Annotated in this window: 15 protein-coding genes, 1 tRNA gene and 1 pseudogene; 7 read left to right on the top strand and 10 right to left on the bottom strand. The window is 32.4% G+C overall.

The features are described from left to right. From P8K68_RS13980 to P8K68_RS13965, 4 genes and pseudogenes are all read left to right on the top strand, one after another. A pseudogene (locus tag P8K68_RS13980) lies at positions 1-123 on the top strand (IS1595 family transposase); the annotation flags it as partial. Then, positions 120-518 (top strand): bacillithiol system redox-active protein YtxJ, encoded by a 399-nt coding sequence (gene ytxJ / locus P8K68_RS13975; RefSeq protein WP_300252265.1) that lies wholly within the window; start codon positions 120-122, stop codon positions 516-518. The pseudogene P8K68_RS13980 and the gene ytxJ, both read left to right, overlap by 4 nt. Before the next feature lie 82 nt (positions 519-600). Further along, positions 601-1,422, top strand: coding sequence for a glycoside hydrolase family 16 protein (locus P8K68_RS13970; RefSeq protein ID WP_300252262.1), 822 nt, complete (start codon positions 601-603; stop codon positions 1,420-1,422). A 6-nt stretch (positions 1,423-1,428) separates the two neighbouring features. Further along, the gene (locus P8K68_RS13965; RefSeq protein ID WP_300252258.1) at positions 1,429-2,880 is read left to right on the top strand and encodes a transporter substrate-binding domain-containing protein; all 1,452 of its coding nucleotides are present in this window, start codon (positions 1,429-1,431) and stop codon (positions 2,878-2,880) included. Positions 2,881-2,939: 59 nt separating this feature from the next. On the opposite strand, the gene P8K68_RS13960 is transcribed toward P8K68_RS13965, so the two are convergent. Together P8K68_RS13960 and fahA are read right to left on the bottom strand one after the other, a co-directional pair. After that, positions 2,940-4,118, bottom strand: coding sequence for a hypothetical protein (locus tag P8K68_RS13960; protein WP_300252255.1), 1,179 nt, complete (start codon positions 4,116-4,118; stop codon positions 2,940-2,942). 440 nt (positions 4,119-4,558) lie between these two features. Further along, positions 4,559-5,842, bottom strand: coding sequence for a fumarylacetoacetase (fahA, locus tag P8K68_RS13955; RefSeq protein ID WP_300252252.1), 1,284 nt, complete (start codon positions 5,840-5,842; stop codon positions 4,559-4,561). A gap of 232 nt (positions 5,843-6,074) precedes the next feature. Between fahA and glyA the strand changes: the two genes are divergently transcribed. Further along, complete coding sequence (gene glyA, locus P8K68_RS13950) at positions 6,075-7,346, top strand: serine hydroxymethyltransferase (protein ID WP_300252249.1); 1,272 nt, start codon at positions 6,075-6,077, stop codon at positions 7,344-7,346. Positions 7,347-7,825: 479 nt separating this feature from the next. Here glyA and P8K68_RS13945 read toward each other — a convergent pair whose 3' ends face one another. The 6 genes from P8K68_RS13945 to P8K68_RS13920 form a co-directional block, all read right to left on the bottom strand. Further along, positions 7,826-9,421 carry a hypothetical protein gene (locus P8K68_RS13945; protein WP_300252246.1) on the bottom strand — a complete coding sequence of 532 codons (1,596 nt, stop codon included), beginning with the start codon at positions 9,419-9,421 and terminating at the stop codon, positions 7,826-7,828. Positions 9,422-9,487: 66 nt separating this feature from the next. Next, positions 9,488-9,877: a thioesterase family protein gene (locus P8K68_RS13940; RefSeq protein WP_300252244.1), complete on the bottom strand. Its 390-nt coding sequence runs from the start codon at positions 9,875-9,877 to the stop codon at positions 9,488-9,490. Between the two features lie 103 nt (positions 9,878-9,980). Continuing rightward, positions 9,981-11,003 carry a UDP-glucose--hexose-1-phosphate uridylyltransferase gene (locus tag P8K68_RS13935; protein WP_300252242.1) on the bottom strand — a complete coding sequence of 341 codons (1,023 nt, stop codon included), beginning with the start codon at positions 11,001-11,003 and terminating at the stop codon, positions 9,981-9,983. A gap of 25 nt (positions 11,004-11,028) precedes the next feature. Continuing rightward, positions 11,029-12,177, bottom strand: a complete 1,149-nt coding sequence (gene galK, locus P8K68_RS13930) for a galactokinase (protein WP_300252239.1) — start codon at positions 12,175-12,177, stop codon at positions 11,029-11,031. Between the two features lie 12 nt (positions 12,178-12,189). Then, the gene (locus P8K68_RS13925) at positions 12,190-13,080 is read right to left on the bottom strand and encodes an aldose 1-epimerase (protein ID WP_300252237.1); all 891 of its coding nucleotides are present in this window, start codon (positions 13,078-13,080) and stop codon (positions 12,190-12,192) included. 20 nt (positions 13,081-13,100) lie between these two features. Further along, positions 13,101-14,093 carry a GntR family transcriptional regulator gene (locus tag P8K68_RS13920; protein WP_300252234.1) on the bottom strand — a complete coding sequence of 331 codons (993 nt, stop codon included), beginning with the start codon at positions 14,091-14,093 and terminating at the stop codon, positions 13,101-13,103. Between the two features lie 145 nt (positions 14,094-14,238). Here P8K68_RS13920 and P8K68_RS13915 point away from each other — a divergent pair, with 145 nt between their 5' ends. Beyond that, entirely contained in the window at positions 14,239-15,867 is a 1,629-nt protein-coding gene (locus P8K68_RS13915) for a sodium/sugar symporter (protein ID WP_300252231.1), read from the top strand. Between the two features lie 140 nt (positions 15,868-16,007). Then, a tRNA-Arg gene (locus P8K68_RS13910) sits at positions 16,008-16,081 on the top strand. 439 nt (positions 16,082-16,520) lie between these two features. Here the strand turns inward: P8K68_RS13910 and mgrA are convergent. Next, on the bottom strand, positions 16,521-17,531 hold the full coding sequence (gene mgrA, locus P8K68_RS13905) for an L-glyceraldehyde 3-phosphate reductase (protein ID WP_300252228.1): 1,011 nt from the start codon (positions 17,529-17,531) through the stop codon (positions 16,521-16,523). Between the two features lie 36 nt (positions 17,532-17,567). Then, on the bottom strand, positions 17,568-20,324 hold the full coding sequence (locus P8K68_RS13900) for a glycoside hydrolase family 2 TIM barrel-domain containing protein (RefSeq protein WP_300252226.1): 2,757 nt from the start codon (positions 20,322-20,324) through the stop codon (positions 17,568-17,570). Between the last annotated feature and the right edge of the window lie 157 nt (positions 20,325-20,481).

Genomic DNA, 20,481 nt, shown 5'->3' with positions numbered 1-20,481 from the left:
CATAAAATTAAAGGAAAATATCTCCAATTATACTTAAATGAATTCGTCTATAAACTAAATCGTAGATATTTTGGAGACCAACTCTTCGATAGGCTTGTTATTGCTAATATCACAGGATTATGACTTATAAAGGATATTCAATAAATAAATTATTTGGTGGTTCATCTGAACCAAAAGAAGAAAAAGTTTTGCCTTGGCTGCCTTTAAATGAATTAGGGCAACTAGATGTAATAAGCGAAAAATCAAAAACAAAAACTCAGGTTATATTTAAACATTCTACACGATGTGGTATTAGTTCTATGGTAATGAGGCAGTTTGTTGATGCTTATGATTTAACCAAAAATGATTTAGATTTATACTATTTAGATTTGTTAAACTACAGAGATGTTTCCAATGAAGTAGGCTATAAGTTCCAAGTCATTCATCAATCACCACAGCTTTTGGTTATAAAAAACGGCGTAGCAGTGGCTCATGATTCTCATGGTGCAATTAACGAGATTGATTTGAGTCGGTTTTAGATAAGCCTTTACTAGTCCTTTTATTTTTTTTAATATGAAGTAAGCTGTATATTTAGAATATTATTATTTTAATAACTTAAATATGCGCCATTATTTATTACTAATATTATTACTATTTATTTCTTTTTCAACAACGCACTGTGCTAAATCAAATACAAAATTTGAAACATTAGTTTGGTCGGATGAGTTTAATGAAAATGGCTCTATAGATTCTACAAAATGGTTCCACCAAACCCAATTGCCAGCAGGAGGCGATTGGTATGGAGGTTTAATTAATCATTATACTAATCGTATAGAAAACTCATTTATAAAAGATGGGTTTTTAAATATTGTTGCTAAGAAAGAACTATTTAATGACCAGGGAGAAATTAAACAATATACATCGGCTAGATTAAATTCAAAATTTGCTTTTACTTATGGACGGGTAGAGGTTAGGGCAAAACTACCCATTGGTGTTGGTACTTGGCCAGCCATTTGGATGCTTAATAAAAATATAGACGAACCCGGAGCTTATTGGCAAAAACAAGGCTTTGGTACCACGTATTGGCCAGTTTGTGGTGAGATTGATATTTTAGAGCATTGGGGAAAAAAACAAAATCATATTCAAAGTGCTGTACATACGGCGTCTAGTGCTGGAGATGATGTCGTGAATCTTGGTGGTAAAATTCTAGAAAACGTTTCAAATGAATTTCATACGTATAGTCTTGAATGGTATGAAGATAAAATGGTATTTAGTGTTGATGGAGTTGAATATTATGTGTATGAGCCTTCTGTAAAAGATTCAGAAACTTGGCCATTTACAACGGATCAATATATTTTATTGAACATTGCAATTGAACCAGAAATAGACCCTTCTTTTGAAGAAAGTACTATGGTAGTTGATTATATAAGAGTTTACCAATAAAGCTTCATGAAAACTAAAATAGGTATACATAAGAGCATATATCTAGTATATTTTGTTTTCTTTTTTCTTTTTTTCAGTTGCGAAAAAGCTTCCATAAAAAAAAATGAAGCTATTGAGACGAATAATAATAAATGGGATTTAGAAAAGATTAAAGCCTCAGGCACTTTAAGAGCTTTAACAGTATATAGTGGAACAACTTATTATTTGTATAAAGGACGCCCAATGGGGTATGAATTTGAATTACTCGAACGATTAGCAGAGTATTTAGATGTCACTTTAGAAATGATTGTGGTTAATAATGTAGATGCTCTTTTTGAAAAGTTAAATAATGGCGAAGGCGATATTGTAGCCCATGGTTTAACAATTACTACAGATAGAAAAGATGATGTTTCGTTTACCGATCATTTGTATTTAACCAAGCAAGTTTTGGTTCAAAAAAAACCAGATAATTGGAGAAATATGGGTTGGAGAAGTTTAAAAAAAGCTTTAGTGGACGACCCTATTGACTTATTAGGAGACACCATTTCTGTTAGAGATAAGACAGCTTATAAAGAACGCATATATAATTTATCAGAAGAGTTAGGCGGCACCATATATATTGATATCCTACCGGGAGAGTTGTCTACGGATGAAGTCATCGAAAAAGTTGTTGTTGAAGAGATTAAGTATACCGTCGCAGATAATAATATTGCCGGTATCATGTCAACATACTACCCCATTTTAGATGTCAAGGTTCCTGTTAGTTTTTCTCAAAGAATAGCCTGGGCTACTAGACATGGCTCTCAAGACTTATTAAAAGCTACTAATAATTGGTTAAAACAAATAAAACGAAAAACAGACTTTAATGTTATTTATAATAAATATTTCAAAAACAAGAAATATTATAGAAGACGTATAAAAAGTAATTTTTATAGTTTAAACAAGCAACAAATAAGCCCTTTTGATGGTTTAATAAAAAAATATTCCAAACCTTTAAATTGGGATTGGAGACTTGTGGCTTCTCAGGTTTATCAAGAGTCGAAATTTGACCCCAGAGTCAGTTCCTGGGCAAAAGCATCTGGATTAATGCAATTAATGCCAGAAACAGCTATAGAATTGGGTGTAACCAATAGATCAGATCCAGAACAAAGTATAAAAGGCGGCACTAAATATTTGAAACAAATATGGGAAAATTTTGAAAAGATACCTGACTCTATTCAACGTATTAAATTCACAATGGCATCCTATAATTGTGGTATGGGGCATGTTTTTGATGCTCAGAGGTTAGCCGAAACTAGAGGTTTAAAGAAAGATGTCTGGGATGATCATGTGGAAACCATGATTTTAATGCTAAGTGAGCCTAAGAATTACAATCATTCTGTTGTGAAATATGGCTATGTTCGCGGATTAGAGCCCTATAATTATGTTCGGCAAATTTTTGAAAGACATAAGCACTACGTTCAGTTTATAAGTGAATGATTACTAATTAGAACACCCTAAAGTAAAAAAAACTCCTAATTGAGAGGCTTTTTAATGTATTATCTAACCGCATAAGAATTAATAATACTCTTGAGCTGTAACTTTAAATCTTCACCAGTATCATAAACCATTTGTTCATTACTAGGGAAGGGAATACGTCTGTTATTTAATAATGCAATATCATTGGCATTTAAAGCACGTTTATCACCTCTGTATCTTGCAAAAACATATTCAAATACAAATTCGCTATCAATAGGGAAGGCGTCTAGGAGTTGATTTAATTTTAAATCTAAATACACCACATCACCAACAACATGGGAAGATTTTGTCTGAATCGTTTCTATAAATCGAGCTTTAACATCAACAAGTTTATCAACTTTAATATATTTACCTAAACTGTCTTTTACAGCATTACCAGCTTTATCTTTTTTGTACTCCCAACCATCAACAACTTGTTTCTCTCTTATAAACTCGCGTTCGCTTATACGTTCTGGAGATACATCAATACCTTTTAAGTTAAGTTGCATAGCATAATCATAATTTAGGTTTTCTAATTTATTGACATGGTATTCACTCCAAAATTTATTTAATCCATAGGTGTTAAAATTAAGTAAATCATCTTCTAAACGGCTAGGGATTATTTGTTGTGTATCATTATTTAATGTTACTAAAATATAATCTTTACCACGCTGATGTGCCTCATCTAAAAGCTCACGAGTATTTTCATAATTAGGGTTTATACGTTCTAAATAACTTAATGCATTGTAGGCTTCTCGAATGATTTGTTTATCATCAGATTCTAAAAGTTCAAGACCTTTTTCATAAGTATAATCAGATACCTTGTTTTTAGAATCTAGAATATCATCACTATAATTATTAAATTCGAAAGCTATTTTTTTACCATTAACTTTAAGAGGTAAAATAGGTTTGATAGCATTTTGTCGTGCATCTAAATCTAAATACATTTCATAAATTTTTCTGAAAGTTTCAGGATTATTGTCTTTTTTAAGATGTGCAATATTTTCTAAATCGCGTTCTACAACTTTATAATAGGCGCCTTGAAGCATGATAGCATAATCGTAATTACGCTTTTTATCCTTATTCTTTCTTAGTTTATCAAGAGCTGTGTTTATAGCACGGTCATAATTACCAGAATTAACTGCAATTTCAACTTGCTTTTTTGTGTTACAAGCTATAAGTAATAAAAATACAACTGAAAGGCGTAGTAATTTTTTCATAGGGTTACATGTTTTGGTTATTTGGGTTGCTATTTCAATAGTGGTGCCAAAATACGAACATTAGTTATGAAATGCTAATATATCGGATAAAGTGTATTTGTTATTCTAATAATATAAATTTTATCTTACAATATTTTATGAATCGCTGTATTTTCCTTTTTTAAAATAACAGACATAAACAGATAAAATAAAATTATAGGATTTGGAATTGAATTTTGCTGATAAATACGCGTTAGGGATTGCAGCGGCATCCTTTTTTTTTAAAGAGGTGAAATACTTTTGTTTTGAGAACATATTTAGCAGATTGCCGCAGTCGTTCCTCCTTCGCAATGATGTTAAAAAAAGATATAGCGGAAAGCCCGACCCGATAGGGGAACGCCCAAAAATTAAACGCACTTAAACAGAAGCTTAAGGACGTTTTTAATACTATTGAATTAAGATTATTTTTTCTTATAAACAGGCAATAATTTAGTTGAAACTTGACCAAAACCAATACGTGTTCCATCTTTTTCGCAGTAACCTCTCATAATCACGGTATCGTTATCATTGATGAATTTCCGTTCTGTACCGTCCTTCATTTTTATTGGTTTTTCACCTCTCCATGTCAATTCTAGCATGGAGCCATAACTATCTTCTGTGGGGCCAGAAATAGTACCGCTTCCCATCATATCACCAGAATTCACAGGGCAGCCATTAACGGTATGATGCGCCAATTGCTGTACCATATTCCAATACATGTATTTAAAGTTAGAGTTGCTAACAACATTTTCCTTGGCACCTTGAGGTTGAATGGCTACTTCTAAATTAATATCATAACTCTTTTTACCTTTGTATTTAAGGTAGTCTAATTGTTTTTTAAGTGGTTTTGGACTTTCAACACGATAAGGTTCTAAGGCATCCAAAGTCACAATCCATGGCGAAATAGTTGATGCAAAGCTTTTGGCTAAAAATGGTCCTAAAGGCACATATTCCCATTTTTGAATATCTCTTGCGCTCCAATCATTCAGTAATACCAAACCAAAAATATATTCTTCAGCTTCATCAATAGGAATTGGTTCTCCCAAATCGTTAGCATCAGTGGTAATAAAAGCCATTTCTAATTCAAAATCTACAAGTCTACTTGGTCCAAAAACAGGTTCAGAAGCTCCGTTTGGTAAAGTTTGCCCTTGCGGTCTGTGTACTGGTATTCCAGAGGGTATAATTGACGAGCTTCTACCATGATAACCAACAGGAATGTGTAACCAGTTTGGTAATAGGGCATTATCTGGGTCTCTGAACATGGTACCTACATTGGTTGCATGTTCTATACTTGAGTAAAAATCAGTAAAATCACCAATTTGAACAGGCAACTTCATTTCAATTTCGTCTAAACGAAACAAAATAGTTTCTTTGTGCTTGGTATTTTTCTTTAAAGTATCATTGTTTGCGTCAAAAACTTGAGCAATTCTATTTCTAACGGCACGCCATGTTTTTCTGCCATCAGCAATAAAATCGTTTAATGTGTCTTGAAGAAAAATATCATCGGTTAGAGGAATCCCTTCAAAATACCCTAATTGATGCAAAGCACCAAGGTCAATAGCAGTATCGCCAATACGTGTACCAATGGTAATAATATCATCACGCGTTAAAAACACACCAAACGGGATGTTTTGAATTGGGAAATCTGAATTTTTGTCAACGTGTAACCACGATGTTCTATCTGGATTGTTAGCGGATAATGGCATAACTTATTTTTAATTTTAATTATTGAATTCTAATCAAACCTACACATTTTTTTTATTTAAATATGAAAAATAATCTAAAAAGTACGTTAAATTTAATGGTTAATAAACCGTTGAAAACTTAAAAGTAAATCTGTTTTTTTTATTAATAATAACTAATCTATTCCTTATTTTTGCAAAACATTTAACTAGAACTAGATTTCCATCTTCGTGGAAATAAAAAAAATATATGTTTATGCAACGCGACGAACAAATTTTTGAACTTATTAATGCTGAAAAAGAACGCCAGCTTCACGGTATTGAGCTTATTGCATCAGAGAATTTTGTAAGCAACCAAGTTATGGAAGCTGCAGGCTCTGTATTAACAAATAAATATGCTGAGGGCTATCCGGGTAAGCGTTACTACGGCGGTTGCGAAGTTGTTGATGAAGTAGAGCAAATAGCTATCGATAGAGCAAAAGCCTTATTTGGTGCTGCTTATGTAAATGTACAACCCCATTCAGGGAGTCAAGCAAATACAGCAGTTTATCATGCGTGTTTAAATCCAGGCGATAAAATATTGGGATTCGATTTGTCTCATGGTGGTCATTTAACACATGGATCGCCAGTAAATTTTTCGGGTAAACTCTATAAGCCTTCTTTTTATGGTGTAGAAAAGGAAACAGGTGTTTTAAATTACGATAAAATACAAGAGATAGCAACAAAAGAGCAGCCAAAGCTTATTATTGCTGGCGCTTCAGCCTATTCTCGTGATATTGATTTTAAACGTTTTAGAATCATTGCAGATAGCGTTGGTGCTATTTTACTAGCAGATATTTCGCATCCAGCAGGTATGATAGCAAAAGGTATTTTAAACGATCCATTACCACATTGCCACATTGTAACAACAACAACACATAAAACACTAAGAGGCCCAAGAGGAGGGATGATTATGATGGGGCAAGATTTTGAAAACCCATTTGGAATCACACTTAAAAACGGAAACTTACGTAAAATGTCGTCTTTATTAGATTCAGCGGTATTCCCAGGAAATCAAGGCGGACCATTAGAGCATATTATTGCAGCAAAAGCCATTGCTTTTGGAGAAGCGTTAACCGATGATTTTTTACATTACCAATTGCAAGTAAAAGAAAACGCGTCTGCTATGGCCGATGCTTTGGTTGCTAAAGGTTATAAAATTATTTCTGGTGGTACTGATAATCACTGTATGCTAATTGACTTGCGTAACAAAAATCTTTCTGGTAAGGATGCAGAAAATGCTTTAGTTAAAGCTGATATTACGGTAAATAAAAACATGGTACCGTTTGACGATAAATCGCCATTTGTAACCTCAGGAATCCGTTTAGGTACTGCTGCCATAACAACACGTGGTTTAAAAGAAACGGATATGGAGGTTATTGTAGATTTGATTGACGAAGTAGTTACAAACTTTGAAGATGAAGCTATTCTAGAAGCTGTTAAGTCCAAAGTAAATGGGATGATGAAGGATAAACCACTTTTCGTATAAGCCTTAAATCGAATTAAGTGTTAATTATAAAAATCCTGCTTTTGCAGGATTTTTATATTTTGGGTGTTACCGCAAAGGGTGGACTTTATTCGTTGTTTATTATTTTAAAATTAAGGAACGTATTAATATAAATAATATAGTACTCAAACTTTTGGCGAAAGGTAAATTCAATTTGAAATATATCGCTTACCGTACACGTAGTTTATTTGCTCTATTTTTTAGGTTTACTCTATTATATTTATAATTTCAAAGTAGTGTTTATTTTGGAACGATTCGTTTAGCTCCATACACAATGTTCCGTTTCAAAAAACTTTATCGGTAGTTAAACGAACATTATTTTTCCTATAATGTCAAGTTTCTGTTTTGAGTTAAAACGGAATTTATGATCTTCATGATTTAAGAGAATTTCTGAAATTATACAAGCCTGAGTTTTTTTTAAATCTTAAAAATCTTATTCTGTCGTTATTTTTTAGAATTAATTAACCCTCCTCAGGAAAAGTAATATGCTGATAAGCACCAATATCTGGAGAACTGGTTCTGTTTATATTTAAAATATCTAATGGTACTTGAGTAGCAAAAGCAGCTAATCCTTTTCCATTAGCTGCAGAATCATCGCCAATAATAAATTCATTTAAATCTTTATCTTTAAAATTAGGATCTCTATTAAATATAATGCCTTCGTATTTATTGGTATCACTAAAATCGTAATTAGGACCTGTAAATTGATTATTACTATCATCAAAGCGAATCAAACAATTTGTAAATTTAAAATTAAAAACAACTGCTTCATCTTCAATTTCATCAAGTAAAATCTCAGGATTATCATTTCCGTAGATAATACAGTTATTAAAATTAGCTTCTGTTAAATCAGCTAGCGTAGCATTGTTATCTTCATCTACAACAAAATTATTCAAAAGAACTGCCGGAAATTGTCTAAAGCCATCACCCCAGTAATTTACAAGTGTGGCGTGGGTGAAATTATACTTTCCGCCAAGAGTTCCAGCAAAAGACGATAAACCAGAATTATTAATTACTACATTTTCTCCTGTTATTGAGGTATTTCTACCTAATACACCAAAACTACTCGAGTTATAAATCTGTGTATTGGATAAAGTCAATTTATCGTTTGTTTCATTCGGATTACCATCAGATAAAATACCAATAGTTGCATTTTTTATAGTTGCGTAATTTATAGTATTGTTAATACTTCCATCTAATAACCAAATAGTTCCCCATTGCCCAGGAACTTCAGAGAAGTTAGTTTCTAAGCGATCACCTTCAAAAATCACCTCGTTTTCGAGTAATTCTTGATCGTTACTATATGCACCATTAATATTAATAGATGCACCATTGGAAACAATAATGCCTGAGTTTTCATGAAAATGTAAACGCGAACCAGCATCAATGGTTAAGGTCTCTCCACTTGGTACAGCTGCAAATCCATAAATTACATAGGGTTTGCCGTTTGTAAAATTGAGTTCATCGGGTAATAATTCTCTACCTTGTAAATCGGTTATTACTATTTCTCCACCAATATCAAGCGTTAATGTATCAATAATTTTAGTCGTATTATTTCTCTCTGGAAAAATGAAAATAGCGTCTTGTATTAGTGTAACCAATTCAACTTTTTGTAGATTTGAACCTGTATCAAATTCAATAGCATCTGTGTATAAAAATTGATTTCCTGTAGCTGGCTGATTTTCAATATCTACAGTTGTTTCAATAAAAATAAACAAACTATCTTTAGCTAATATTTCTACATTCTCAAATACTTTTCCTTCAGAACCTTCAGAACCATTATTTTCACCTAACGTACCATCTATACTCATTCTGTAAAGTGAATTAAAGCCTTCTGTAAGACTTACGTTTGGGATAACAATATCATTATCACTTCTATTATATACTTTTAGATTATAGGTGCTTGACCCAATATTGGTAAAAACAGTATCTAAATAAACAGTGTCTTTTGAAAATTGTAAACTTCCTGTACTTGGCGAGAATTCAAAATCTTTACGACATGAGCTCCAAAGTATTAAAAAACCTAGGGTAATTATAAAGTATATATAGCGTTTCATTAAAAACTTGAGTTAAAAGGCTAAAAATATAACTTTTGAAATTATGATTTAGTATGTAGACGAGAATTAATCAAATAAATCAACAATTTCATCTGGAATTCTTGTTGGACGCTCCGTTTTTGCATTCATAAAACACCATATTGTTTCGGATTTGGCCAGTAGTTTGTTAGTAGTTGCATTGTACATCTCTACAATACGGGTGTATTTAACACCTTCCGCTTTGGCGATATACGTTTTTAAATTAATGGCATCGTTTAAAAAAGCAGCACTCTTGTACTCAATAAAATGAGATAATAAAAACCAGCTATATTTAGTTTGCAATTCTTCAGAGGCCTTAGATTGCCAATGCGCTTTAGCTATGTCTTGAACCCATTGCACATAATGTACATTATTTACATGGTTTAAATCGTCAATATGTGCTTTAGTTACAACTAAAGTAGTTTTGTATGTATTCATTATATGTTAAAAGACTTTCTAAAAACACAAAAATAGGGCATTCTGATTAGGTAAACCCCTTTTGATTTTTAGAAAGTCTTAAATTTTTTATTCAGACTATAGTCTATAATAATTCGCGAATCATTTTTACTGCTGTTTCCGCTGTTATATCTCGCTGTGGCGAACCAAACATTTCATAACCAACCATAAATTTCTTAACCGAAGCACTTCTTAATAGAGGCGGATAGAAGCTCATGTGCCAATGCCAATGTTTGTTTTCATTACCATCGGTTGGTGCTTGATGAATACCAGCAGAATAAGGGAATGACGTATTAAACAGTTTATCATAAGCTTTAGTAATCACAGATATAGCTTCTCCGTATTGTAAAGTTTCTTCATCATTCATATCTAAAATATTAGGCATTTGTCTTTTTGGAACAATCATAGTTTCAAATGGCCATATTGCCCAAAACGGGATGATAACTGCAAAACCATCATTTTCAAAAATGATACGTTCTTGTTTTTCCAATTCTTGAGCTAGATAATCTCCTAATAAACTACTATTATTTTTGTTGTAGTAGTTTAATTGTTGCGTGTTTTTCTTATCAACTTCGTTTGGAAGTGTTGACTGACTCCAGATTTGCCCATGTGGATGCGGGTTACTACATCCCATTACAGCACCTTTGTTTTCAAAGATTTGAACGTAATTAATTTTTGGGTTGTCTGCTAATTCTTTAAATTCTATCTGCCAAGCGTAAACTACTTTTTGAATTTCACTTGCAGACATATCAGCTAGACTTTTTGAGTGATCTGGACTAAAACAAATCACTTTGCAAATGCCCGTTTCGCTTTCAGCAATTAAAAGGCCATCGTTAACATTGAATGTTGGAGAATCACTTTGAAGTGCTGCAAAATCATTAGTAAAAACAAATACATCTGTATATTTTGGATTTACTTCTCCATTAATTCTTGTATTGCCTGCACATAAATAACAGGTTTCATCATAAGCAGGTCGCTTTTCATTGTTTACTGCTTCATTTTGTCCTTGCCATGGTCTTTTCGCTCTATGTGGAGATACTAAAACCCATTCGCCAGTTAAGATATTAAAACGCTTATGCGAATAATCTTGTAAATCTGTATTTTTCATTGTTTAGTTTTATTGTCGTTGGTTGTTATTTCACTAGATGTGTTCCATCAGAAAGTTCAATAAAATACACTGAACACTCTTTATCAAATTTCTCCTTATACGCTTTTGATGCGGTTTCACCAAACGCTTTAGCTTCGCTTTTAGCAACTAAATTAATAGTGCATCCACCAAAACCGCCACCCATCATTCTTGCTCCTAAAACGTGTTTGTTCTTTTTAGCTTGATCAACTAGAAAATCTAATTCATCACAGCTTACTTTATATTGATTTGAAAGTCCTGCGTGCGATTGATAGATTAAAGAACCTAATTTTTCTAAATCGTTATCCTCTATCGCTTTACCAGCCTTTATCGTCCTTGTATTTTCTTGAATCACATATAATGCTTTTTGGTAATTAGCAGGTGTTACTTTATCAACTATTTTTTCTAAATCTGCTTCTGTTGCATCTCTTAGTGCTTTTACACCTAATAATTTTGAAATGCTTTCGCAAGCAGAACGTCTATCATTATAGGCGCTATCAGATAAACTATGCTTCACATTGGTATTGATTAGCATTAATTGATGATCCTTAAAGTTGATTTCGTAAGGTTTAGATTCCACAGTTCTGCAATCTAAATGTAGGGCGTTATTTTTTATGCCAAACATACTGGCATACTGATCCATGATACCGCATTTAACACCAACATAATTATGTTCTGCTTTTTGTGATATTAAAATCATATCATGTTTAGATAGTCCTAAATCAAATAATTCATTTAAACCAAAAACTACGCTATTTTCTAAAGCGGCTGATGACGACATGCCTGCACCTCCAGGAATATTACCTTTAAAAATGATATTAAAATCACCAACTACTTTATTTCTATTTTGTATTTCTGCAACGACACCTAACACATAATTTTCCCAAGAACCTTCTTTAGATGGTTTTAATTTGTCTAATTCAAATTCAATGGTACTATCTAGGTCTAAGGCTATTGCTGTAGAGTGTCCAGAATCACTTTTTTGAATCGCGGCTGCAATACCTTTATCAACTGCAGCTGGAAATACAAACCCATCATTATAATCAGTATGCTCACCAATTATGTTTATTCTACCAGGAGAAAAAATAAGTAAAGGGTCTCCTTTAAATGTTTCAATAAACGTATTTTTTACATCTTTTATTAATGTTGCACTCATTTTGTTTAGATTTTAGTTGTTGTTTATAATCAAATTCCAGGTCACTTCATAAGTCTCATTTGGTTTTAAAGTTTGCAAACCAATTTTATTATTAAAACTATCCGAAACTCCTGTTGTAGGTTCAATGGCGATATTGTTAGCTTTTGGTGGGGTATAAACTTGTAAAAAGTTGTTTTCAGCAGAGGAGGTTATGGTTAAATTATATTTTGGTGTTTTGAAGATAACTTCATTCGAGTCTAATACCCAGCAGTCATCTAATTGCTGATCTTTAATTTCAAAATCTTTAACAGGTTCAATGTCTTTAAAACCATCAGTTATATTTCGGTTTTTCATTAAAATTTTTTTTGTAGAGTCAAAACATAAAATACTTTCATACAAATTGTCACTTAAAAAATAAGGATGCCAACCTAGCGTGAAAGGAAAGGTTTTTTCCGATGTGTTTTTTGCAGTAACGACCAATGATACTGTATTTTGGGTAAAAATATATTTTAATTGAAGATTGTAAGTGTATGGAAAGCCAATAGATACATTGGTCTCATTATACTCTATAATTACCGTAGCAGAAGTATCACTTGTATTTTTTTCTATAACCTGAAAATGCTTATTGTAAACTAATCCATGAAGTGCATTGTTTTCTTCTTTTTGATTAGTCTCAAATTGGTGTTTTTCACCTTGATATCTGTATGTACCATCTTTTATTCTATTTGCAAAAGGGAATAAAATGGATGATGCGTAAGTCACATCATAAGTTAAAGGTGCTAAATTTTCAATTATAAGTTGACCGTTTAAAGAAAGTTCTTGTAAAGTACCACCATAATTGCTATAAATTTTAGCATAAAGTTTACTTTTTGAATGTTCAACCTCTATAATATTTAGGTCTTTGTTATGTTTTATTTTGTACACGCTATATCAGTTTGTTTTAGTTATAAAGAATTTCTAATAATAAGGTTATTAGGGTTTTCTATTTTAAGTTGTTCTTTGTTTAATATCATTTCTGCTAGGCGTTTACCCATCAAATTAAAATCTGTTGAAATCGTAGTAATTCCGCCTTCTACAATTTCTTTAAGCAGTGTATCATTATAAGAAATAATACCTATGTCTATAGCAAGTTTTAATTCCTCACTTTTGATTTTTTTAATAATTCGAAGTAAGCTTTTGTCATCAGGAATAATATATAATTCACCCTTTTTTAGCATTCTATCTTTTAGAGACTGGATAACCTCAAAATTTAATGTATTTGATGCACAAAAGAGTTCGAAACCTTTTAGCATGCCCTCTGGTTGCTTAGCTTCAGAAAATACTAAAATCAATTTATTATATCTGACAATAAGATGTAATGCATTGGTAAGATTATTAAAAATGTCTTTCTCGAAATTCTGATAAATAGATGGGTAGTCTAATAAATCATCATGGACTTGGTCTAGTATATAAACTTTTTCTTGTAGAAGTAATGCTATAAATTCACTAGTACCTTTTAAATTTGCAGGCATAATCACGTAGTAGTTATAGTCTCCTGAATTATCATGAATGAGCTTGCTGAAAATATTTTTGTTGAAATGATGAAAAAAAATATCAACCTGAATATTTTCTCCTAAATGTTCTAAGAAAGCATTATATAAATCTTCTTTAAAAGAATTAAGTTCGTCAAAGAGTAAGAATATTTTTTGAGTAACATTTACATTTTCGCTAGAAACGTAATATCCTTTCCCAACAATAGAATGTATAATACCTCTGCTTTTTAGTTCGTTAAAGGCAGTTAAAACTGTATCTCTTGAGAGATTATTATTATCTTTAACAGTATTAATTGATGGTATTTGGTCTCCTTTTTTTAAAGTTCCTGAAACTATGGCATCTTCAATTGAATTGATGATTTGCTTATATTTTGGAACCCCTATTTTTTTTTTAATTGTTATCATAATCTATTTTACAAATATATAAAAAAAAACACAAAAACCTACTAGACCCTACTAGTTTGGTTTTTTTTATTGAAAAAGCATCTTTTTTTTAAATTAAATTTCTATATTTGACTTCTTAATACTAACTAAACTAAATACTTTTACTATGACAGCAGGATTTGAAATGTGGGACTATGTGGTCTTTATCGCTTATGCCATATTGATTTTAGGTGTAGGATTGTGGGTTTCTCGTGATAAAGAGGGGCATCAAAAAAATGCCGAAGATTATTTTTTGGCAAGTAAATCGTTGCCTTGGTGGGCTATTGGTACATCATTAATTGCAGCAAATATATCAGCAGAACAATTTATTGGTATGTCTGGCTCTGGGTTTGCACTAGGTATCGCAATTGCATCTTATGAATGGATGGCTGCTTTAACCTTAATTATTGTTGGTAAATATTTCTTGCCTATTTTTATAGAAAAGGGACTGTATACCATTCCTGAATTTGTTGAAAAACGATTTTCTACTAACTTAAAAACGATTTTAGCTGTTTTTTGGTTGGGACTTTACATTTTTGTTAATCTTGCATCGGTATTATACTTAGGCGGATTAGCTATTGAAACGATTATGGGTGTAGATATGATTTATGCCATTGTTGGACTAGCGCTATTTGCAGCAGCATATTCACTTTATGGTGGTTTATCGGCTGTCGCTTGGACCGATGTTATTCAAGTTGTGTTTTTGGTTTTAGGTGGTTTGGTAACTACTTATTTAGCTTTAAATACAGTGTCTGGGGGAGAAGGCGTGTTAGCTGGTTTTTCTAAAGTTTGGGAAGCTGCTCCAGAAAAATTCCACATGATTCTTGAAGAATCTAACGATAACTATATAAACCTGCCTGGTATTTGGGTATTAGTAGGTGGTTTATGGGTTGCAAATTTATACTATTGGGGTTTTAACCAATATATTATTCAAAGAACTTTGGCAGCTAAATCATTGAAAGAATCTCAAAAAGGTATTTTATTGGCCGCTTTTCTAAAACTTATCATTCCTTTAATAGTTGTAATACCTGGTATTGCAGCTTATGTTATGGTAAATGATCCATCAATTATGGCAAATTTAGGAGAAGTAGGTATGTTAAATATGCCATCTGCAGAACAAGCAGATAAGGCTTACCCTTGGTTATTACAATTTTTACCAACAGGTCTTAAAGGTGTTGCCTTTGCAGCATTAGCAGCGGCTGTTGTTTCTTCTTTAGCTTCGATGTTAAATTCAACATCTACCATATTTACTATGGATATTTATAAGCAGTATATTAATAAAAATGCTGATGATAAAACAACGGTAAATGTAGGACGTATTTCTGCAGCAGTATCTTTAATTATAGCTGTAATTGTTGCACCGCTTTTAGGTGGTATTGATCAAGCATTTCAATTTATACAAGAATACACAGGGATTGTTAGTCCTGGTATTTTAGCAGTATTTATTTTAGGTTTGTTTTATAAGAAAACTACAAATAATGCCGCTATATGGGGAGCAATATTGTCAATCCCTATTGCATTGGCTCTGAAGTTTATCCCTATCCCAGTATTTGAGCCTTGGATGCATCAAATGGGAATTACGGCAGTTTTAACACTTATTATTATTATGGTAATGAGTAATATTCAAAACAAAGGAGCTGATGATCCAAAAGGGATTCACTTTGGAACAGATTTATTTAAAACCTCACCTTTATTTAATATTGGTTCAATTACTGTTTGTATTTTATTAGCAGTATTGTATGCTTTATTTTGGTAGAAATAAATTAAATATTTAAACAAAATAGGCATCACTTAGTGGTGCCTATTTTAATTGAAAAATTATAAACATTTCTTTTGGTTAGATATATAGTTAATTTTATATTTGCACACCAGAAAACAGAAAATGTTTTTTTATGAGGGCTCTTAGCTCAGCTGGATAGAGCACCTCCCTTCTAAGGAGGCGGTCGAAGGTTCGAATCCTTCAGGGCTCACAAAAAGCTTCACTAGAAATAGTGAGGCTTTTTTGTTATATAAAAAATACCTACATATTATATTCTCAATCTATACAAATCATAAAAGATATACTGGAAAAACTAATGATTGAGTTGTCGTTTATTTTGAAACTTACAATTCTAAAACGGAAGCTTATGAAAGAGAGCCAGACATAAAGTCTAAAAAATCTAAATCATATATAGAAAGCTTAGTTTATTCCGCTGGATAGAGCATTTCGTTAAAAGTGTAATGGTAGAAGGTTTGAATATTTAAGACCTCACTAAACGAAACAAATTCTTAATATAAGAATTGTTCCGTTTTGTAATTTTCTAAAACCCTTATCAATACTAGATTATTTTGAAAGTTGTGGTTTGATATCGGAGGTTTGATTTTTTTCATTTATTGAAAGACAAAAACCAATAACTATATGATATTTTATTAAAGAATTCTATTTACTAAATTTAATTCTTCATCTGTAAATTTTAAATTATCAAGGGCCTTTACGTTTTCTTTCAATTGTTCTGGAGAACTAGAGCCTATTAATACAGAAGTCACTTCTTGACGCCTTAAAATCCATGCAATCGCCATTTGCGATAATTTTTGATTACGATTTTGAGCTATCTCATTTAACAATTTGATTTTTTCAATATTATTATTTACGGTCTCAATCGTTAAATGCGTTAAACTTTTTGCCGCTCTCGAACTCGAGGGAATCCCATTCAAATATTTATCTGTAAGCATGCCTTGTGCTAAAGGAGAAAAGGCAATACAACCAACCCCGTTATTTTTTAAAGTACCTAACAAGTCTTTTTCAACCCAACGATCAAACATTGAATAGCGTGCTTGATGCAATATAAAAGGAACATTCAGTTGTTTTAAAATTTTGGCGGCCTTTTGAGTTTCTTCCGCTTTATAATTGGAAATCCCAACATACAGCGCTTTTCCTTGCTTTACAATGTCTGCAAGTGCATGCATCGTTTCTTCAAGTGGTGTTTCAGGATCTGGCCTATGATGATAAAAAATATCTACATAATCGAGTCCCATGCGCTTTAAGCTTTGATCTAAACTTGCTACTAAGTATTTTTTAGATCCCCAATTTCCATAGGGTCCTGGCCACATATCATATCCAGCCTTAGTTGCAATAAACAGTTCATCTCTATGTGCACTAAAATCTGCTTTTAAAATTTTTCCGAAATTTTCTTCTGCTGAACCATAAGGTGGGCCATAATTATTAGCTAAATCTAAATGGGTAATACCTAAATCGAAGGCAGTACGTAAAACACTCCTTGCGTTTTGAATATTGTCAACAAATCCAAAATTATGCCACAAACCAAGTGATAGAGCCGGCAATAGTATGCCACTATTTCCTGATCGATTGTAAGTCATACTGTCATAACGCTCCTTGGATGCTTGGTAAGCTATGTTTTCACTTTTGTCATTTATTTGCATAATAAGAATTTTAACCTTTAATAAATATCTGATAAATCAATGCGTGTAAGACCCAAAATCAAATACTAAGTTCATTTTTAATTTTTCACCATAAAAGTGTTTTTTGCTAAATGAATTTAAGGTTGATTGTGGTCCTAATTTCGATGTTGTTTTGAATTTAGTGCCAATAGCATTAATACCGTGCAAGAAAGAAATATTACCTGATGGAAATTTTACTATGGTATGTTTACCATCACTCGGTTGCTCAGGCGTCAGTAATCTTATAAAAATGTCATTTGATTTACTATAAACCTTGAACCCCTGTTTTTCAATTCCTTGAATTTCCGCCCAATACATGTCTGCATAATAGCCTTTAAATTCCGGATAATTATACTCTGAATATCCAGTAACTGATTGATTATAAATCTTATTCCAAACTCCAAAGCTAGATTCTTGTTTTCTGTTTTTCCATACCCGGTAAGGCCCTTGCCCCATCCATTTTATATGCGATACCTTATCTTCTGGATATGAAAAAGTAATGCCTTCATATTCTCCACTATTTGAAGGTTGATAAGAAACTTTAAGGTCAAACAATCCATTCCCCTTTATATTCCAAACAATAGAATCTGAGGTTTTAGTATATATTGTAACAATAGAAACCGAACCGTCTTTGTGTTTTAGAGCTTTTACATCCTTAACTTGTTTTTTACTACCCACTAGTATAGGCCCATTATTTAAAGGCACCCGTTTGTTCTTCACAGCAAGAGATGAAAGCAATCCGCTATTCTTGTTGAACTTCCCTGCGATGTCTCCAACTTGAACAGTGTATTGGTTTGAGTCTTCCGTTAGAATTACTTTTGAAGTACTTCTAGCTACTTTTATAGTGGACGACACTTCATTTGCTGTTTGCAGGGGATAAGACCAAGTGTTTATGCTCTTTCCAAATTTATCTGTTGCAGTTAATTTTAAAATATGATGTTTTCTCCAATCTACTGGAAGCTTAACATTAAGTTTTCCTTTTTGATTTGGATTGAGTTTTACTTTAATCGCCTCACTACTAGCTATGTTGAGAACTCCACTTTCGTAACTCATCCAATCCGCTGTGAAGCGACATTCTTCTAGATTGGTAAAATGATACCGATTTTCAATGTTAAACACCCCATTAAAATTTGGTGTGATGTAACGTTTTTCAATAAAAACAGGACTCCAAACCTCCTTAATTTTGTAAAAGCTTGCTTCTTTTTCATAATAAGGATCAACAATGCCATCTGGTGCATGGTTACCATCAACATCAATGTCGCCATTCCTATCACTTCTTGCAATGCCTTCATCTGCAAATACCCATAAAAAACCTCCTGCAGCTAGCGGATGATTCCAAATGCGTAACCAATAATCCTCTAATCCAGCAGCATGTCCTCCATCATATAATCCATGAAGAAACTCTGTAGGTAAAAATATTTTGCGTTTACCGTAATTATCTAAAGCAAGATAATCGTAATCAAAATAATGTCTGGTGTTAAATTTGCCATAATTCTGCCAGGGATGAAGGACTTCTCTTTTTTGTATATCTAATTTTGTAAAATCATCATTAAGCGTATTGTTCCAACCTCCTTCGTTTCCATTATCCCATAAAATAATACTAGGGTGATTTACATCTCTGCTAATCATTTCGTTTAATAACTTTAAACCAACGACATCATCATAAGCTGGTTTTTGCCATCCAGCCAATTCGTCCAAAACAAATAACCCAATAGAGTCACAGGCGCTCAAAAAATGCTTGTCCGGAGGATAGTGAGACATTCTAACGGCATTCATATTCATTTCTTTAATCAATTCAACCGCTTTTATGCTTAATTGTTTTGATGATGTTCTTCCAAAATCCGGATGAAAGGTATGTTTATTTACCCCTTTTAGTTTTACTTTTACGTCATTAATGTATACCCCATCACTTGCTCTTATTTCTACAGTTCGAAATCCGAATGTTTCGGTATGTTGATGTGTAACCTTACTACCAGATTTTAATTTAAAAACCGCTTGATATAAAAATGGAGATTCTGGGTTCCATAATTTTGGACTATTACAAATACCAGAAATATATGTTTTATTTTTTTCAGAATTCGTGGTAAAACTATATTTTGAAGTACCATCTAAAGTTTGTATGTCAACTTCTATTTGGTCTACTTTTTTTAAATCTGAAGTATGCACGAGTGCCTCAAACGAACCATCTGCTTTTGCGTTAATCGCTACTTTTTGTATGTTTTCTTTAGATTTTGCTTCTAAGTATACAGGACGAAAAATACCGCCAAAAACCCAATAATCTGCTTTTCTTTCAGCATAATTTACAGATTCATTTCCTGAAAATTTCTTTACTACAACCCGAATTAAATTTTCCTCACCAAAATTCAAAAATTTCGTGATATCGTATTTAAATTCATAAAAGGCGCCTTGGTGAATTGGGCCAACAGTTTTTCCATTAATCGAAACTTCTGCATCAGTCATTACGCCTTCAAATACAATATTGACTTGTTTGGATTTCCATGCTTTAGGTACCTGAAATTGATGCTTGTATGTACCTGTTTCTTTCAAACGATTTTCAAAAGGAACTAAGCCGTAATTATACGCCCCAAAACCTTGCTGCTCCCAACAAGAAGGGACTTCAATCGTCGTCCAGTTTTTGCTATTCATACCGTCAGAGCAATAAAATTCCCAAGGCACAGTATCTTCTGCGCCCGTGCCAGAAAGGTATTGGATTTGTGTTTCCTGAGCATGAGTTGTCATACAAATAGCAATAAAAATAATAAGATACTTAATCATTCTAGTTATGTGTTATTTTTTTTAGTACATGACAAAAATATAATTCATTGATTTTCAATAAATTAAGCATTGATTAATTAGGTTAAAGCATTGATTTTCAGTATATTAGATGAATAATTCCACTTATTTTTCTAATGAAGAAAACCAATGCTGTCAC

The organism is Algibacter sp., assembly GCF_029245835.1.
Taxonomy (GTDB): domain Bacteria; phylum Bacteroidota; class Bacteroidia; order Flavobacteriales; family Flavobacteriaceae; genus Algibacter_B.
Note: the sequence above shows the minus strand (reverse complement) of the source record. Positions and strands in the feature narration are given on the sequence as shown.

Coding starts and splice junctions, on each gene's coding strand:
- P8K68_RS13960 (WP_300252255.1), bottom strand. CDS start 4,118: ATGAAAAAATTACTACGCCTTTCAGTTGTATTTTTATTACTTATAGCT.
- P8K68_RS13915 (WP_300252231.1), top strand. CDS start 14,239: ATGACAGCAGGATTTGAAATGTGGGACTATGTGGTCTTTATCGCTTAT.
- P8K68_RS13965 (WP_300252258.1), top strand. CDS start 1,429: ATGAAAACTAAAATAGGTATACATAAGAGCATATATCTAGTATATTTT.
- P8K68_RS13920 (WP_300252234.1), bottom strand. CDS start 14,093: ATGATAACAATTAAAAAAAAAATAGGGGTTCCAAAATATAAGCAAATC.
- P8K68_RS13935 (WP_300252242.1), bottom strand. CDS start 11,003: ATGAAAAATACAGATTTACAAGATTATTCGCATAAGCGTTTTAATATC.
- P8K68_RS13970 (WP_300252262.1), top strand. CDS start 601: ATGCGCCATTATTTATTACTAATATTATTACTATTTATTTCTTTTTCA.
- P8K68_RS13945 (WP_300252246.1), bottom strand. CDS start 9,421: ATGAAACGCTATATATACTTTATAATTACCCTAGGTTTTTTAATACTT.
- P8K68_RS13900 (WP_300252226.1), bottom strand. CDS start 20,324: ATGATTAAGTATCTTATTATTTTTATTGCTATTTGTATGACAACTCAT.
- galK (WP_300252239.1), bottom strand. CDS start 12,177: ATGAGTGCAACATTAATAAAAGATGTAAAAAATACGTTTATTGAAACA.
- fahA (WP_300252252.1), bottom strand. CDS start 5,842: ATGCCATTATCCGCTAACAATCCAGATAGAACATCGTGGTTACACGTT.
- P8K68_RS13940 (WP_300252244.1), bottom strand. CDS start 9,877: ATGAATACATACAAAACTACTTTAGTTGTAACTAAAGCACATATTGAC.
- ytxJ (WP_300252265.1), top strand. CDS start 120: ATGACTTATAAAGGATATTCAATAAATAAATTATTTGGTGGTTCATCT.
- glyA (WP_300252249.1), top strand. CDS start 6,075: ATGCAACGCGACGAACAAATTTTTGAACTTATTAATGCTGAAAAAGAA.
- mgrA (WP_300252228.1), bottom strand. CDS start 17,531: ATGCAAATAAATGACAAAAGTGAAAACATAGCTTACCAAGCATCCAAG.